At 40.7% G+C, this 15,080-nt stretch carries 16 protein-coding genes; 6 read left to right on the plus strand and 10 right to left on the minus strand.

Annotated elements, in window-relative coordinates:
- Nucleotides 1-2: 2 nt before the first annotated feature.
- The 6 genes from recJ to EHO65_RS02910 all read right to left on the minus strand — a co-directional run bounded on the left by recJ (nucleotide 3) and on the right by EHO65_RS02910 (nucleotide 5,469).
- Entirely contained in the window at nucleotides 3-1,907 is a 1,905-nt protein-coding gene (gene recJ / locus EHO65_RS02885) for a single-stranded-DNA-specific exonuclease RecJ (protein ID WP_135772695.1), read from the minus strand.
- Between the two features lie 2 nt (nucleotides 1,908-1,909).
- Nucleotides 1,910-2,230, minus strand: coding sequence for a bactofilin family protein (locus tag EHO65_RS02890; protein ID WP_010515397.1), 321 nt, complete (start codon nucleotides 2,228-2,230; stop codon nucleotides 1,910-1,912).
- 215 nt (nucleotides 2,231-2,445) lie between these two features.
- On the minus strand, nucleotides 2,446-3,615 hold the full coding sequence (locus tag EHO65_RS02895; RefSeq protein WP_135772696.1) for an iron-containing alcohol dehydrogenase: 1,170 nt from the start codon (nucleotides 3,613-3,615) through the stop codon (nucleotides 2,446-2,448).
- An 82-nt stretch (nucleotides 3,616-3,697) separates the two neighbouring features.
- Nucleotides 3,698-4,021 carry a flagellar biosynthesis anti-sigma factor FlgM gene (locus EHO65_RS02900; protein ID WP_008592868.1) on the minus strand — a complete coding sequence of 108 codons (324 nt, stop codon included), beginning with the start codon at nucleotides 4,019-4,021 and terminating at the stop codon, nucleotides 3,698-3,700.
- A 12-nt stretch (nucleotides 4,022-4,033) separates the two neighbouring features.
- On the minus strand, nucleotides 4,034-4,783 hold the full coding sequence (gene rsmI / locus EHO65_RS02905) for a 16S rRNA (cytidine(1402)-2'-O)-methyltransferase (RefSeq protein ID WP_135772697.1): 750 nt from the start codon (nucleotides 4,781-4,783) through the stop codon (nucleotides 4,034-4,036).
- Nucleotides 4,780-5,469 (minus strand): LIC11073 family putative lipoprotein, encoded by a 690-nt coding sequence (locus tag EHO65_RS02910; protein WP_167481999.1) that lies wholly within the window; start codon nucleotides 5,467-5,469, stop codon nucleotides 4,780-4,782. Before EHO65_RS02910 ends, rsmI begins: the two co-directional genes overlap by 4 nt.
- A 94-nt stretch (nucleotides 5,470-5,563) precedes the next feature.
- On the opposite strand from EHO65_RS02910, the gene EHO65_RS02915 reads away from it, so the two are divergent.
- Complete coding sequence (locus EHO65_RS02915) at nucleotides 5,564-6,286, plus strand: LIC_20245 family lipoprotein (protein ID WP_208743951.1); 723 nt, start codon at nucleotides 5,564-5,566, stop codon at nucleotides 6,284-6,286.
- A 127-nt stretch (nucleotides 6,287-6,413) separates the two neighbouring features.
- Here EHO65_RS02915 and EHO65_RS02920 read toward each other — a convergent pair whose 3' ends face one another.
- Nucleotides 6,414-7,292: an alpha/beta hydrolase family protein gene (locus EHO65_RS02920; protein ID WP_135772700.1), complete on the minus strand. Its 879-nt coding sequence runs from the start codon at nucleotides 7,290-7,292 to the stop codon at nucleotides 6,414-6,416.
- A gap of 52 nt (nucleotides 7,293-7,344) precedes the next feature.
- Between EHO65_RS02920 and EHO65_RS02925 the strand changes: the two genes are divergently transcribed.
- Nucleotides 7,345-8,004: a TetR/AcrR family transcriptional regulator gene (locus EHO65_RS02925; RefSeq protein WP_208743953.1), complete on the plus strand. Its 660-nt coding sequence runs from the start codon at nucleotides 7,345-7,347 to the stop codon at nucleotides 8,002-8,004.
- Here EHO65_RS02925 and nadE read toward each other — a convergent pair.
- Both nadE and EHO65_RS02935 read right to left on the minus strand, forming a co-directional pair.
- Nucleotides 8,001-9,890 carry an NAD(+) synthase gene (gene nadE / locus EHO65_RS02930; RefSeq protein ID WP_135772701.1) on the minus strand — a complete coding sequence of 630 codons (1,890 nt, stop codon included), beginning with the start codon at nucleotides 9,888-9,890 and terminating at the stop codon, nucleotides 8,001-8,003. The two genes, EHO65_RS02925 and nadE, sit on opposite strands and share 4 nt — an antisense overlap.
- 241 nt (nucleotides 9,891-10,131) lie before the next feature.
- Nucleotides 10,132-11,397, minus strand: coding sequence for a 3-deoxy-D-manno-octulosonic acid transferase (locus EHO65_RS02935; protein WP_135772702.1), 1,266 nt, complete (start codon nucleotides 11,395-11,397; stop codon nucleotides 10,132-10,134).
- A gap of 6 nt (nucleotides 11,398-11,403) precedes the next feature.
- On the opposite strand from EHO65_RS02935, the gene EHO65_RS02940 reads away from it, so the two are divergent.
- Complete coding sequence (locus EHO65_RS02940) at nucleotides 11,404-12,021, plus strand: HAD family hydrolase (protein ID WP_135772703.1); 618 nt, start codon at nucleotides 11,404-11,406, stop codon at nucleotides 12,019-12,021.
- On the opposite strand, the gene EHO65_RS02945 is transcribed toward EHO65_RS02940, so the two are convergent.
- Nucleotides 11,993-12,733: a flagellar filament outer layer protein FlaA gene (locus EHO65_RS02945; protein ID WP_135772704.1), complete on the minus strand. Its 741-nt coding sequence runs from the start codon at nucleotides 12,731-12,733 to the stop codon at nucleotides 11,993-11,995. The genes EHO65_RS02940 and EHO65_RS02945 overlap by 29 nt on opposite strands.
- A 99-nt stretch (nucleotides 12,734-12,832) precedes the next feature.
- Here EHO65_RS02945 and EHO65_RS02950 point away from each other — a divergent pair, with 99 nt between their 5' ends.
- Genes EHO65_RS02950 through proC form a run of 3 tightly spaced genes read left to right on the plus strand, consistent with a single transcriptional unit; the run spans nucleotide 12,833 to nucleotide 14,963 of the window.
- Nucleotides 12,833-13,519 (plus strand): hypothetical protein, encoded by a 687-nt coding sequence (locus EHO65_RS02950; protein ID WP_244243418.1) that lies wholly within the window; start codon nucleotides 12,833-12,835, stop codon nucleotides 13,517-13,519.
- 2 nt (nucleotides 13,520-13,521) lie between these two features.
- A complete protein-coding gene (locus tag EHO65_RS02955) occupies nucleotides 13,522-14,187 on the plus strand; it encodes a YggS family pyridoxal phosphate-dependent enzyme (protein WP_135772706.1) in 666 nt (221 codons plus the stop codon).
- A complete protein-coding gene (proC, locus tag EHO65_RS02960) occupies nucleotides 14,184-14,963 on the plus strand; it encodes a pyrroline-5-carboxylate reductase (protein ID WP_135772707.1) in 780 nt (259 codons plus the stop codon). Before EHO65_RS02955 ends, proC begins: the two co-directional genes overlap by 4 nt.
- Nucleotides 14,964-15,080 lie beyond the last annotated feature (117 nt).

The raw sequence follows: 15,080 nt of genomic DNA on the forward strand, positions 1-15,080 counted from the left end.
TTCTATTCGAAGGATTGGACCACAAATTGAAGGTTGGTCTTTCCTCTAAAAGTGTTCTCTTCTAAACTTCCCCAAAGATCTAACTCACCTTTTTCTCTTAATACCTGAGAAAATTCTTCTGCCTTATTCCAAATAATACATTGGATGGATTCGGAAGATGCTAAAATTTTGAACCTTGCATGTTTACCATCTGATAGAGGACGATAAGAAAGTATTCTTGCACCTTTCACAGAAAGTAATGGAGCGGGATTTTCCATACCGAAAGGTTCAAATAGTCCAAGTTCGATGTATAAATTTTCTCTTAACTCTTGAGGCCTGAGACTTACCAAACTTTTGGTCTCTTCTTGTAGGCCTGAAACTTTTTCCGATTCCAACCAACTTCCTGCTTCTTGGAGAAGAATTTCTGCAAGTTTTGGTATCTGATCGATTGAAAGAGAAAATCCTCCCGCTTCTTTGTGGCCGCCGAATTGGTGAAAAATATTCTCAGCTTTTTTAAGAAGGTTCAGAACATTCTCACGTCCGTAGGCTCTTACACTTCCCTTTGCGTGTCCATGATCCGGGGCTATAAAAATAACGGGTCTTTTATATTGTTCCACAAGTTTTGTGGCTACGATCCCTGATACACCTGGTTCGAAATCGGGTTCGTAACAGAAAAGGATTGGCCTTTCTGTTCTTTCTCTTTTCCTTTTTAGGAAACCTTCTACTCTGAATAAATTTCTTTTGGTTCTTTCTCTTCTTTCTTCGTTTAATTTCAGAAGGTCAGTTGCGAGAATTTCCGCTTCCTTGTCCGAGTTGGAAAGAAGAAGCCCAAGTGCCGCTTCTGTTTTTTGCATCCTGCCTGCAGCGTTTAATGCAGGACCAATGCTCCAGCCCAAGTCTCTAGAGAGTATCTTCTTCTTATCTAGATCTAATTGAGATAAAAGTTTTTCCAAACCGGGACGATGTGAAAATTCTCCCGTTTTGATCTTCTGAAGAGTAAAACAACCTTCTTTGACTATAATCCTATTTTCTCCCACAAGCGGCATCATATCGGTGATTGTTCCAATAGAGGCAAGATCCAGATTTTTCAAAACCTGTTCCCAAATGGCAGGTGAAGAAGAAATTTGAGAATAGAAAACTTCTCTTTCCGGAAATTGGGTTTTGGAAGTAGTAGGCCAATCTATAAAACTACCGGAAAAACGTTTTTCTGCTTCCGACTTATCTCCCTGGAAAAGTTTGATCCCATTTTTTACAAGAGACCCGCTAAAGAATGTTTCCCCATCGGAGATCCAGACCAAAGAATTATAATTATCTAATGTAGTATAAAGCCATGCAGTGATCAGTTTCCATGCAATCACGGAAGTGCAGATCTTTTCCGTAGGATAAAGAGAATCTCCTCTTTTAGGAGAGATAAGTTTACAAGAAGAAGGTATTCTTTCCGGAATTTCGTGGTGATCCAAAACCACAACCTGCATTCCTTCTTTGTTCAATTCTTCTATTTCAGCACTATTGCTTGTTCCAAAGTCAAGTGTTACGAGTAGGTCAGGTTTGACCTCTCTCACATATTTCATCGCTGGTTCACATAAGCCGTAATCTTCTTCGCTGGAAGTTTTTACGGTAAGTTTTCCAGGATGTATCCCTCTTAAAAAATTGGCGAGTAGACTTGTAGAACAAACGCCATCACTATCCCTATCTCCATAGAGTAGGATGGATTTATTTTCTTTGATTGCTGTCTGAAGAATGCGGATAGATTCATCCATGTCCGGTAATAAAAACGGAGAAGGAAGATCTGCAATATTTTGGGTAAGGACTTTTATAGGCTCGGAAACCCCTCCGAATTTTGTCCCGAACACATGGGACTGAAGAGGGGTTAGGCCTTGGATGGAAGAATTTGGTAGGTTATGAAAATCCGGTCCATGCTGGGGCATAATTACATGATGCAATTCCCGCTGAATTTTGCTCCTGATTCGATTTCAAGATCCGGGGTGCGAACATCTCCGACTAATTTGCCTGTCTTGCGGACGGAAACTTTGGAGGCAGCGCTGATATTTCCTTTTAGATCTCCCTCGATTTCCAGGGTTCCTGTTTCGATATCGGCCTCGACTCTTCCTGTTTCTCCTACGATCAAAGATCCTGTGGTCTCAATGGTGCCTTTGAATTGACCCTTGATCTTCAGTGCGTTATTGAAACGTAGTTTGCCTCGGAATTGGATGTCTTCCCCGATAATCGTGTCTATGGATTCTTCGCTCATGAGTCTCCATTCTCGGACCCCGATCGGACCTTTCAAATGTTTTTCCCGACATAAGACTATTTTTTTGAGTTTATAAAGGTTCGCACAAAGCTCACGGAGGACACGAAGAAAAGGGTCGGTAGGATGTAGGAGTTCCTACAACTTAGGCGGGGTGATGTTGGAATTCCAACAAACAACATCCCTTCGTGATCTTGGTGCTCTCCGTGCGAAACTTACTAGAATGCTGCGACTAGAATCGTTTCGATCTCGTTTTTAGGGAGTTCCCTAGGCAAGGAATCCAAGAATGGAAAAGAAGAAGCAAGACTTGCGATCCCTGGAAGATCTATCTTACGTACTTCGTACTCGGAAAGCCTTTGAGGGATTTTGAGTTCTATATAAATTTTACGAATTCCTTCTACCGCTTTGATGGCCGCTTCGATCACCGAAATATTGGTGATGTCCTCGTCCAAGGCTTTTGCGATCATCACATACTTACCCGCGGAAGAAGTGAGGTTATATTCCATCACGTGAGGAAGAAGAATGGACATCGCCTGGAAAACGTCCAGGTTCGTTAAGTTGGAAGCAGCTAAGGAAAGTGCATAACAAAGTCCTAATGAGCTAGATGAATGTGACATTCCTACAAGCAAACTTGCTCCAAAGATCGCGTTTTTATATTGTAAGTTCTTCGGATCTCTGATAGCGGGAACTAAGTTTTTATAAATGATCTCTATTGCTCTTAAGGAAGAAGAGTTTGTGAGTTCATTCGAATATTTGGAAAGAATACTGTCCACTGCAGCCGCTAGAATTCCAACTCCGACTTTTGCAACGTCAGCAGAAGTCATAAAGCTACTGATCTTTGCATCGGCGATCACCATCTCTGGGAAAAGGAATTCGTTAGCGAAATAACGAACGGTCCTATCGTCATCCATATACACTGTAGCAGTAGGAGAACATTCCAATCCCATTACCGGATGAGTAGGGATAAGAATGAGAGGTATCGGTTTTTTAAGCCTGATATTCTTTTTCAGGATGAAAACATCTTCTGCGAAAGCATCATTATTTGCAAGAAGTGCGACTAACTTTGCAGTGTTCAGGCTTTCGTAAGAACCATAGCCTATAATACAATTTGCGTTGGAGATCCTAGCGAAGTACGCGGCGGTATCTAGTTCTTTTAATGTAGGTTCCTTCTCGATATTATCATAAAGAATTACACCATCTATATGTTTCTCTAAAGAAGTTTTTATGATGGAGAACTCGTCCATATTCTCCAACTCACTTTGAGTAGAGAGTATGACCGCGCGGTTGCCGATGTTCTTAACGAAGTTACCCATTTTAAAGCCGCAATCGACTTCAAAATGGATTTTGGTGGGAAAACTAAAATTGATCCAGTCGGGGAGTATCGGCATTGTGTGTCGTTCTCCCTTTTAATTGAGAGGAAGTATGTAAAATCCGGAATCCAAGGGAAACAATTCCGGATTTAATTAGTGATTAACGGCCTAAAAAAGATTCTGCGATACGATCAGCTACTGCGTTTAAAATTTCAGGGCTGAGATTATCGTAATCTCCGTTCTTAAGTTTTTCCTTAACTTCTTTTAGTTTGGTAGAACGTTCAGAATCCACAGGACTTGCTACGATCTTTTGTGCGATCGTTTGCACTTCTGCTTGGATACGTGCTTCCGAAGCCTTTTGTTTAGCAGTGTCGGAAATAGAAATATTATCAAATGATTCTTTAGATTCAGATTTGCGTACAGGAGTCGACTTACGTGGCTCGTAAGATCCTCCGCCAATGCCGCCTATTTTATCGATAGTCATGGGTTTTCCCTCTCACTCCAAAGTATCGGCATCTCCGACACGTCCGTTAAGCATTTTTTTAGGATTTGTATAGATTAATACTACAAATTCACCCTTTTCCGGGAATTTCAGGGACTCGAGGGCTTGAACGGGTTCTATTTTTAGGATTTCCTCATGGATTTTGGTCAACTCCCTCCCTAAAAGAATAGGAGAATTCGGAAAAATTTCCCGGATCGCAGACAGGGTATCCCTAATCCTATGAACCGATTCGAAGATGGTAAGAACCCCTTCGAAGTTTTCCCATTCTTTGAGTTGGTTTCTTTTTTTACCCTTCTTCTCTGATAAAAAACCTAAGAATAGGGAAGGTTGCACCTGCCATCCTGAAACAGAAAGCATGGAAGTAAGAGCACTTGCTCCGGGGATCGGAACGATTGGAATATTCTCTTCTCTTAAAATTCGGACCAATTGGGAGCCCGGATCCGAAACTCCTGGAGTTCCTGCATCTGAAACTAAGGCCAAGGTCTTTCCTGATTTCAGATCTTCTATAATACCTTTATAAGGTTCGGCACCTTGGTCTTTATATAAAGTCCTAGCTTGGGTAGAAATTTCGTAGGTTTGTAGAAGTCTTCTGCTATGAGAAGAATTTTCGCAATAGATTACATCTACTTGCTTAAGCACCTGAACGGCTCTGAAAGTAATATCTTCTAAGTTTCCTATGGGAGTAGCAACTACATAGGCAGCGCCCGGGCGAATAGTAAATTTAGAAGCGTTAGCCTCGCTCATAGATTGCAACCCGGCGGAGATTCTCCCGCAGGGCAGGCGCAGCCTGTAGCCGCATTTCCCTTTGTACAAGGATTACAGGCGGTTCCGACAGGACAAAGGGCTTGTGTAGAAGTAGAGCAGCTTGCCACAGTGCATGCAGTAGGATTGCAGCTGGTATTGGTTCCACAATGATCCGGATAGATGGAACTACATCTTGTGATCGGAGTGGACATATTAGAAGTGATTCCCGTATTCAATAATGCTCTTAATGTGAAAGTATATACCTCACATTTTTGGAACATCTGTATCGGGGAGAACGGCTGATAATTTTCGATCGTCTGAGTTACTACATTAGAGGTAGAAGCTTGGATCGCCAGCTGAGGAAAAGAAGGTTGTACCCCGTTTTCTAAGTATAGATTTGCGCTACTGATCGTTTCTCCGGCGGAAGGAATGGCAAAAGTAATATAAAGATTATAACCTACAAACTGAGGTTCCAGATTAGTGATATAATACTTCAGATCATACTCTGGCTTATGAGTATCTATATTATCGTATTTAGCGGTGATTGAAAAAATCTGGGGAACTCCTACCGGAGTTATGAACACATAAGGTGACTGGGCCACCTCAGTATTCGTTCCGCAAGATGCGAAAAATAAAAAAACCGAGAATAAAACCGCCTGAAAGGCAGGGGTTTTTAGGTTGCCCATCTTTAGGGTATGTTGGATTCTAAATTTACAACCCACAAGGATAGAATTCGACCTTGGAGTGGTCTTACAACTAAAAAAATGGGGCTTCCTCATCGTGACTAGAGTTCGAACATTATTAATTTCCGTAGTTTTTATAGTATTCTTCATCTTCTTATTGGTGGTCTTATTTTGGACCGATGACGATACGTCAGACTCCAAGAATAAAAAAAGTGAGGCAGAAGCACTCGCCAGCATTTTTGGTGGGGGATCCGGAGCCAATTCGGGAAATTCTGCTTATGGCAAAACAGGCGCGGATCCTTCCTTATTCGATTCCAATTCTGATTTTTATAAAGCCGGAAAAGCAGAATATCGTGAACCGGAAGTAGGGGAACCTTCTTCTGAAAATAAACCTGGAGGAGCACCTGCTTCCGATTCGGACAACCCAGTAAATCCTCAAACCGGAAAACCTTATACCAACGAAGAAATGGAAAGGTTTACTCAACTTAAAGAAAAATTTCCGAATAACTCCCTTCTCCCTAGCCGTATGAGTCCCGCAGAAAAAGAACAGAGAAAAGTTTTTGAACAAAAAGTATCCGAAGCTACTCGGGCAGTTCTGAGTCGCACTGCATCTAAGGACCAAACAGTAACGTATTACGATTATATGGAAAAACAATCTAAGGACAGACTCGAGATCGTAAAATATCTGGTGGATTTGCAAAAGGGATCCGGAGATCCAGAACAAGAGAAGAAATTAGAAACTATCCAACAAACTATGATCCAACAGTTGGAACAAGTACAGAAGGATAAGCAAAGAGCTTACGAACAAGCCGGTTTGTGAAGGTTCTTTTTTGATAGTCTTTTCTCACGCGAAGCCGCTAAGAATAGAAGGTTTATTGCACAGCAAGCAAGTAGTTTTACAAACTACTAAACCTTAGCGTTCTTTGCGACTTTGCGTGAACTAAACTTTATTTCATATATTGATCCAAGAATTTGATCTGATCGCGAATTAATCTTTCGAATAAAGGTGAATGATACACCTCAAAATGATCCGCGGGATAATGGATAACTTTTCCTAACGGCGCATCATTCGCGCATTTTATTGCGATTTCTGGATCCATTAAGGTTTCCTTGTCGCTAACGCATACAAGTAAAGGGCATTTTACTTTTTTTGCATATTTATAAGCGTCGTAAAATAACATATCGATTGCAGAGCCTGCCGTAACTCTATTATCAAACTTATATCCTTCCGGCATGACCGATTTCCATCCTTCTAATGCGCCGGGAACGGTGACGAATGCTTTATTTCCAGGAAGTCCTACAATTGGAACGTATCTTCTTGGTAACTCAAAGAAGGAGCGGAAAGTATCGGATAGGATCGGAAAAGTTAAACGAAGCAGATTTACGAATCCTGATTTAAGAGCGGGCGCTCTTCCTTGTAGCACGGGACATTGTACGATTGCTGCCCCTAATTCAGGATGTTTGGAAGCGGAAACCACAACATGACTGGAACCTAAGGAAGTTCCCCATAACGCGATTTTTGAAGAATCCAATTCAGGATTTTCTTTCACGAATCGGATTGCGGAATCTATATCCTCTAGATACCGAGAAATATTCATGTATTGTCTTGGATTTCCTCCTGATTCTCCTAAATGTCTGAAATCGAAAGAAAGGACTGCGTATCCTGCATCTGAAAATTCCCGTTCATACTGTTCCAACTTCATATCATGGGTCGCTCCTCCTCCATGTACTAGGATAATTGTTGGAAATGGTTTTTTGCCTGAGGGAAGTGTGAGCCAGGAGGTGCAGAAGCTGTCTCCAGAATTAAACTTTGTTTTGGTTGTCATAGGATTCTCCAATACGTATGGTGTACGTAATAGGACGGAATATATACGTACGATGTACGTAAATCAAGTAAAAAAAATGCCCAGACCTTCTAAATTTACTAGAGAACAATTGCAGTCGGCTGCCTTAGAAATCGTAGACCAGGAGGGGTTAGGGGCCTTGTCTATGAGGACCCTAGCTTCTTCCCTTGGGACCGGAGCAATGACGATTTATAATTATGTTTCAGACCGGGCTGACTTAGAAGCTCTTCTTGTGGAAGCTGTGATGTTGAAGGCTTCTTGGGACGGATCTGAAAGATCAGATTGGAAGGAAGATGTAAGAGCGATTGCCTTAGCATTTTGGAAAGCGGCTCGTTTGCACCCGAATGTAATTCCTTTAATTTTAACCAGAAGAAGTTTTTCTCCAGCATTTTTAGATCCTTCGGAAGCTCTTTTGCGTGCACTTGTAAAAAGTGGAAGATCTGGATTGGATCTGCTTGTGGCGTTTAGAACAGTCTCCGGATTTTCTATGGGAATTGCTCAGGCAGAACTTGCAGGTCCTCTGTCTTCTTCTCAAGATGAAAGTTCTGAAGAAACTATTTCCAGATTCTTATCTTTACCGAAAGAACGTTATCCCCTTCTAATTGAAATTGCAAATTCTGCCAAGTCGAGCAGTCCGGAAGAAGAGTTTATCTCCGGATTGAATATTATTCTAGAAGGGTTGTCTAAGGACTAAAAAGAGATCTCGCTTAGGATTGGAAAACGGAAACTGGATTTAGGATCCAAACCGTATTCATCCAAATGAAAAGAAGGTGGGAGCCTTTCTCTTTTCCATTGGCTTGCGGAGAATAATTTCAAAAATTTCTTTTTGCCTTCTTCTGCTTCTTTTGCGTCGGACCATTCTTGGGACTCTAAAAGATTGTCCGGAGATTTTCCTAAGAATACAAAATTCCTTTCTAATTTTTGGAGAAGAGGATAAGGCATCAGGTCCTTCTCATCTTCCTGTTTTTCAGAAAGTGGTTTTAGTTCTGCAGTAGGTTTCGAATTCAAAATTCCTTCGAGCGCATTTATCTTAGGAAGTATGATATCCTTTCCTTCATGCACATTCTTTAGCCAAGAAAGTACGAATTCTTTGCTTACACCTGTGAGTGGGGCAACGGAACCCGAAGAATCCCCGTCCATTGTTGTATATCCTACACTTGCTTCGCTTCTGTTTCCTGTAGAAAGGAGAAGATGTCCATTCAAGTTTGCAAGTAACCAGATAAGAGGTGATCTGACCCTGGCTTGTATATTTTGGAGTGCAAGATTATGATCTTTCCAGTTAGGAATAAGACCTTTCACTGAAGAAATTTTTTCCAACATGGATTTAACTTCAGAATCTACTGTGATCTCTGCGTGGGTAAAACCTAATTCTTCCGAAAGTTGTTTTGCTGAATTTTTGGTATGTTCCGAATTGTTTTCCGTTCCCTGAAAAAGTGTGAAGAGTAGATTTTTAGGATCTAATCCTAAGGATTCCAAATACTTAGGTCCTAGTTCTTTCCCAGAAAATAGAATTCCTGCTTTTATAAGAAGTGCGCAGGCAGCGCTATCCGCTCCGCCTGAAAGAGATAATGTATAACCTTTTGTTTTGGATTTGATCAGATAATCAAATAATCCAAGAGAAGTGGCTCTTGTAAAATCTTGGAATAGGTCCGACTTGGAAACTTGGACTGAATTATCAAAATTCTTTTGGGCCTTTAGAGGAAGTATTTCTATTCTTTGAAGTCCTTTTCCTCTGGATCTAAATTCTCTTGTACCGGATGATCTAAAATTTCTTGCACGATTGGATCTAAGTTCTGTGGAATCCAGATCCAAATGGGTACTTTCAAAATCAGTAAAATGGAGTTTGGGACCTTCTTGTTTTACATTTCCATCCACGATCCCCATACATCCGCCTTCGAAGATCAAACGGCCTGATTCATTTCCATCTAAGTTTGCATAAAGAATTGCGGTGGAGGAATTACGAGAAGACTCTGAGAACATCTTTTTACGGATCTCTTGTTTTCCCAAAGCAAAGTGAGAAGCCCCGGGAGAAAGGATGAGATCTGCTCCTGCTTCTACCAGATATTGGCCAGGTCTTGTTTGGACCCAGGAATCCTCGCAGATCTCTATTCCAAAATTGAAATCTGCACTTTCAAAAAGTAAGGAGCCAAAAGGAAGTTCCGATCCATCAGGAGTGATCGCGTAATTTCTGGATTCTTCTCCTTTTGTGAACCATCTATTTTCGTAATGTACACCTGTTTGAGCCAGGTTTTGTTTTGGGACGAGTCCAAGTATTTTTCCATTCTGCAAAATAGCGGTCACGTTAAATAGATAAGGACTTTGGAAGAATGGAAGTCCAACAATTACTGTTTTGCCCGAGGTGGCTTTTGCGATCTCTAAAAGGCTTCTCCAAGATTGTTCCCAAACCCAAGGAAAATAAAAAGTGTCCTCGCAACCGTAACCGGAAATACAGAGTTCCGGAAAAAGGATGAGAGAAGAGTTTTCGTTAGCCTGGATAGCTGCCAGGATCTTTTCTCGATTCCCCTTAAAATCTAAGGCGGTTGTTTTTAAACTTACTGCTGTACAACGGTAGACGGACATTTCGCTCCTAGTATCGCCGATTGGGAGTTATAGAAAAGGATTTTTCATAGATAGGTACAGAGTTTATAGAGGCTCAGAGTGTGTTTTCACACAGAGTCGCGAAGTCGCAGAGAAGGGGATGTTGGAATTCTAACAAGGTAAAACCCTTCTTTTCTTTGCGCCTTAGCGTGATCCCAAAAATGTATTTCATTTGTTTTTCACGCGAAGCCGCTAAGAGGAAAAGATTCTAAATTTAGGCTTCCTAAAATCCTCTGCGTCTCTGCGTCTCTGCGTGGCTAACAATCTCAGAATAAATTCTCTCTGCTGCTCCTCTGCCTGTTTCCACAAATTGGCGGTTAGAAAAACGAATAGCCTCTTTTCTTTCCGAGCTTAGTTGCAGTATTTCTAAAACTTCTTCTTTTGTGCGGATGATGAATAACCCGCCTCTATGATTCAGTTCTATCGCTTCAGGCGCATGTGTGATCCTCGGGCCGCTTAGAAGTGGAAGTCCGAAGTAAGCAGGCTCCAGAACATTATGAACCCTATTATGTAATGCTCCACCTATATATGCAAAATCAGCCGCTCTATATGCGTGCGCCAAAATTCCAAGCACATCGAATAAGATCACTCTGGAAGAAATAGAATTAAACTCAGTGCGAGAGTATAGAGTATAATCCGAGGTGAATGATTTGATCTCGGATTCTAACTGAGTGATCCTTGTTGGATCTGTTTTATGGGGGAAGATCCAGAAGGATGTATTTTTGAGAGAAGGTTCTTGCAGAAGAGGAAGAAGTAATTTTTCACAAGGTTCATATGTAGAAGCGAGTAGAAACACTTGAGAGAATGGATAATTTTTTGGTCTTTTAAATTCTCTTTGGCTTGTTTCTATTTTTTGGATCACAGAATCAAATCTGGAATCTCCTAGGGTCTTTATGTTTTTTTTCTCTCCGAGTAATTCTTTAAATTTCTCTTCTCCGGAAGAATGAGAAGTTAAAATTTTATCGAATAAAGAAAATGCTGCCTTGTAAAATTTTCTTTTTAGAAATCCTTTCGGGACAGTGATAACAGCGGAGGCTAGGATAGTTTGGATCCTTCTTCTTTTAGCAGCCAAAAGTAAATTGGGCCAACGATCCCAGGCCATACATATTAAAACTTGGGGAGAAAATTTATCTAAGATAAAATCATAACTCCAAGGAAAATCCAAAGGAAGACGAAATTTTAGATCGGCTGGAAATGCCTCGAGACTAGAATCTCTGACTGAATCTGAGAATACACTTTGTAGAATAAAAGTTTCCGGCTCCTTCTTCTTATATACCAAAGCAACGGCCTTACATTGGTCCAGTTCTCCGACGGATGCTGCATGCAACCAGACTACTTTTTGTGCTTTAGGTGCAAAAGGGTAGGAGAGTATTTTTCGTTTATCTTCCTTTCTGGTTTTTAGAAAATTTTTAGCTCCCGGAATGAGTAGTGAGAAAACGAAAATCCAGGGCCAAAGAAGGATCGTCAAAATCCGATACGTTATTAGCATAGTGGTATGAGATCTCCTCTTTTTGTATTCGATCTAATGGATACCCTGATCCAGGACCCATTCCATCTGGCCTTAAAAGAACTTTTGCCCAGAGAACATTGGGAAGATTTTAAGAACGGTCGGGAAAAGCAAGCCTTCTTAGATTTCGAAATGGGAAGAATCGAAGAAGAGGATTTTTTCCAGAGATTTTATTTGGATTCTCATAAGGATAAGGGACTTCCTCATCCTAAGGATCTGAAAGAAAAGATGTTTTCCAAGATCAATCCTATTTCCGAAACTTTGGAGATCGTAAAAAGCCTGAAGGCAAAAGGTTTTTCAGTGATCCTTGCCAGCAATTATTCGATCTGGTACAAAGAAGTTATGAAATTCCAAGAGATAGGAGAACTTCTTCATTCTCTGGACGCCTTGTATTTTTCCTGCGAGATGGGTGTTAGAAAACCTGCCCAAGAATATTACCAATGGATAGAAACTGATTTTCCCGGAAAAGATTATGTGTTCATTGATGATAATCCAACCAATGTGGAAGTCGCGGGTTATATGAATTGGAATGCTTTTAAGTTTAATCCTAAAAAACCGGGAGAGCTGAAGGAATTCCTTACAGAGCAGTACCCCAATTGTCTTTGACCTCTGCGCCAGGATAAGATTCTTCTCTGCTATCTATGAGTATCCCTAAACGATCCATATAAAAATAAAATTCACCTTTGGGTTGAAACGGATTCGGTTTGATCCGGATAGAAACCAGTTCCAAAGGAAAACGAAGGGATTGATTCAGTCTGATATTTTTTGCAGGCACAGCAATTTGGGTCTCTATTCTTTTCCAACCATCAAACTTTAGATCCCCTAATTCCAGAACGATCTCTTTGGATTTTTTCTGATGGAATACCAACTCTAGAACCACGTTATGATTATTGGAATATGCCCAGAAAAACACTCTTGTTGGAATTCCAATCGGTAGTCGGATCGGTTCCTTGGGTCTGATCTCTAAATGTTCATGTTTTGGATTTTCGAAGAATGTTTGGACCATCATGGATCTGTATTCTTCTTTAGGAGAGGCTTTGTATAATTCCCTTTCCTTTAGGAATGCCTGTGAGTCGGGTACTTGAGAAACATAGTCTATCCTATTTAAAAAGGAAACTCCTCTATAAACTTCCCAGGGTCTTTCTCCTTCGAATGAATCTACTAGAAAAAGATTGTAATGCTTCCAATCGACTAGTACTTTTTCTAATTGAAGGACTTTGCTCGCCTCGTCTTGGTCTCTTTTGACTGGAGGTGCCCAGGTCGGTTTAGGAAGGATCCATAAACTTAGGCAAAAACAGAATAGAAGGGTCCGGATCACTCTAGATCTTTCGGTAGATTTTGTGGATCTCCTAATAAGAAGCCGGGTTTTTTGCCCAATTCTCGGGTTTTCCCGGCCGATAATTCTAAAAGGTATTTTATGAACCGGGATATTCTCAAAATCCTACTGAGCGGACTTCTAATCCTGCTACTTGGATCTCTTGCATTTTATTTATATGTGGAGAGAGAGCGGATCGCCGCTTGGTATAAGGACAAAAATGTCCAAGTAGAGGAGAAGTCCCAGCCAGAGCGTACTATTCTTACTCCGGAAGAAGTACCTGACGGAAAAGATCTATCTTCTCCTAGCCAAAACTTTGACTCAGATTTTTCCAAACCTAAAGATTCGGTTACTGAACCTTCTTCGCAACCCTTGCCTAAAGACTATGAGGTTCCTGGTTTAGGAAAGGAGAAGAAGGATACTCTCTCCACAAAAACTACAGAGAAGCCCGACACAAAGGTTACTGAAACTTCAGACCTCCCTAAAAGAGAAGAAATGGAACGTCCTAGAACAAAACAAAGGGACGAAAGTTTAGTAGAATACGACGACGGTCCAAAACTTAAAAAAGAAAAACGTCATTCTAAAAAGTATAAGAAAAGAAGAGTGGCTCATTCTTCCGTAAATGCTAAGATAAGTTCTTTGGAAAAAAGAGTAGGGCGTTTAGAAAGAAAATTGGGGATGAAAAACGGGTCTACTAAAAAGAAAAAGAGTAAGGTCTCCTTACGTAAACGAGTGGAAATCCTGGAACAAGAAGTTTCCGGTCTGAAAAAAAAGTCCAAGGCCGATTAGGCGTGGGTGTTTCTGAGAATTATAGATCTATAGTAAAAGAACTGGAGTCCCTGAAACCAATAGGAACTCCAACACTTATAGCAGTTTCCAAATTCCAACCCAAAGAAAAAGTCCAAGAGGCAATTTCAGGTGGAGTGATCCATTTCGGAGAAAATAGAGTCCAAGAAGGGATAGAAAAATTTTCCGACTTGGGAAAACCGGAAAAAGATTTTATACTACATCATATAGGTCCCGTTCAATCTTCCCATATCAGAAAGTATGCAGGACTTTATTCCTTTGTACATGGAGTAGGTTCCGAAAAGATCTTACAAGAATTGAAAAGAAGAATGGACGCAGACCGTTGGAAGATACGTTACTTCCTACAAGTTAATCTAACGGAAGAAGATTCAAAATCAGGATTCTCAAAAGAAGAAGTTTTGGGACTTCTCCGTAAAAAGGAAATTCTCAGTTCAGAGTTTTGTGCGTTAGAAGGATTTATGACCATGGGTCCAAGCTCAGGAGATCCGGAAGAAACACGAAAAGTGTTTAGAGAGATTGCAAACTTACGAAAAGAATTTTTACCCCAAGGAAAATTATCCATGGGAATGTCAGGCGATTACAGGATTGCTTTGGAAGAAGGTAGCGATTATCTTAGGATCGGGACCGCAATATTCGGAGAAAGAACATGAAATATAATAAAATAGGTATTGTAGGCTGCGGGAATATGGGAGGAGCGATATTACGTTCTCTCCAATCTAGAAAGATAGACGTGATCGGTTTTGATCCTTATCTAGATCCTAAAAAAGCGGAAGGAATGGTTTTAGAATCGGATTGGTCCAACTTCCAAAAGAAATCCGACCTTATTATCTTAGCAATAAAACCTGCAGAGGTTTCTAAAACTCTAAGGTCTTTCGAGGCTCCTAAAGCAATTCTATCTGTTGCTGCAGGTATCGATACAAAGATACTTTCTTCTTCCGCTCCTGCCGGATCCAAAGTGGTCCGTATTATGCCTAATCTTCCTATTATGGTAGGAAAGGGTGCTTTGGGTTATTATGGAGATAAGGAATTATACGAAAGTCTAAAAGAGATCTTCTCACCAATCTCTTATTGTTTGGAACTTTCCAAAGAAGAACTGTTAGATGCTGTAACTGGACTTTCCGGTTCAGGTCCCGCCTATGTACTTAGGTTTATCCAAAGTTTGGCAGAAGGTGGAGTTGCCTCCGGTTTGACATACTCTCAAGCATTGGAACTTTCCATACAAACCGTGATAGGTGGTGCCGAATTACTTGCAAAAGAATTGGAAAAGAATCCTGATACTCATCCGGAAGTTTTGAAAAACAAAGTAACTTCTCCAGGCGGAACAACTATCGCAGGTCTAGAAGAGTTGGAGAAGAATAAGTTCCCGTATGCTATTATCTCAGCAGTGAAAAGAGCAACGGAACGTTCTAAAGAGCTTGGAAACTAAATAGAAAGGATTAGCAAATAAGAGATTTGTTTCTTTTTTATAAGGAAAGAGTAGAAAAGGTAGAAATTAAACGTCTCTTTGTCTACTTTTGAGGATAATGATTTGATGTAAAACGCT

Origin of the sequence: Leptospira andrefontaineae (assembly GCF_004770105.1) — a bacterium.
In the GTDB taxonomy this organism is placed as follows: Bacteria; Spirochaetota; Leptospiria; order Leptospirales; family Leptospiraceae; genus Leptospira_B; species Leptospira_B andrefontaineae.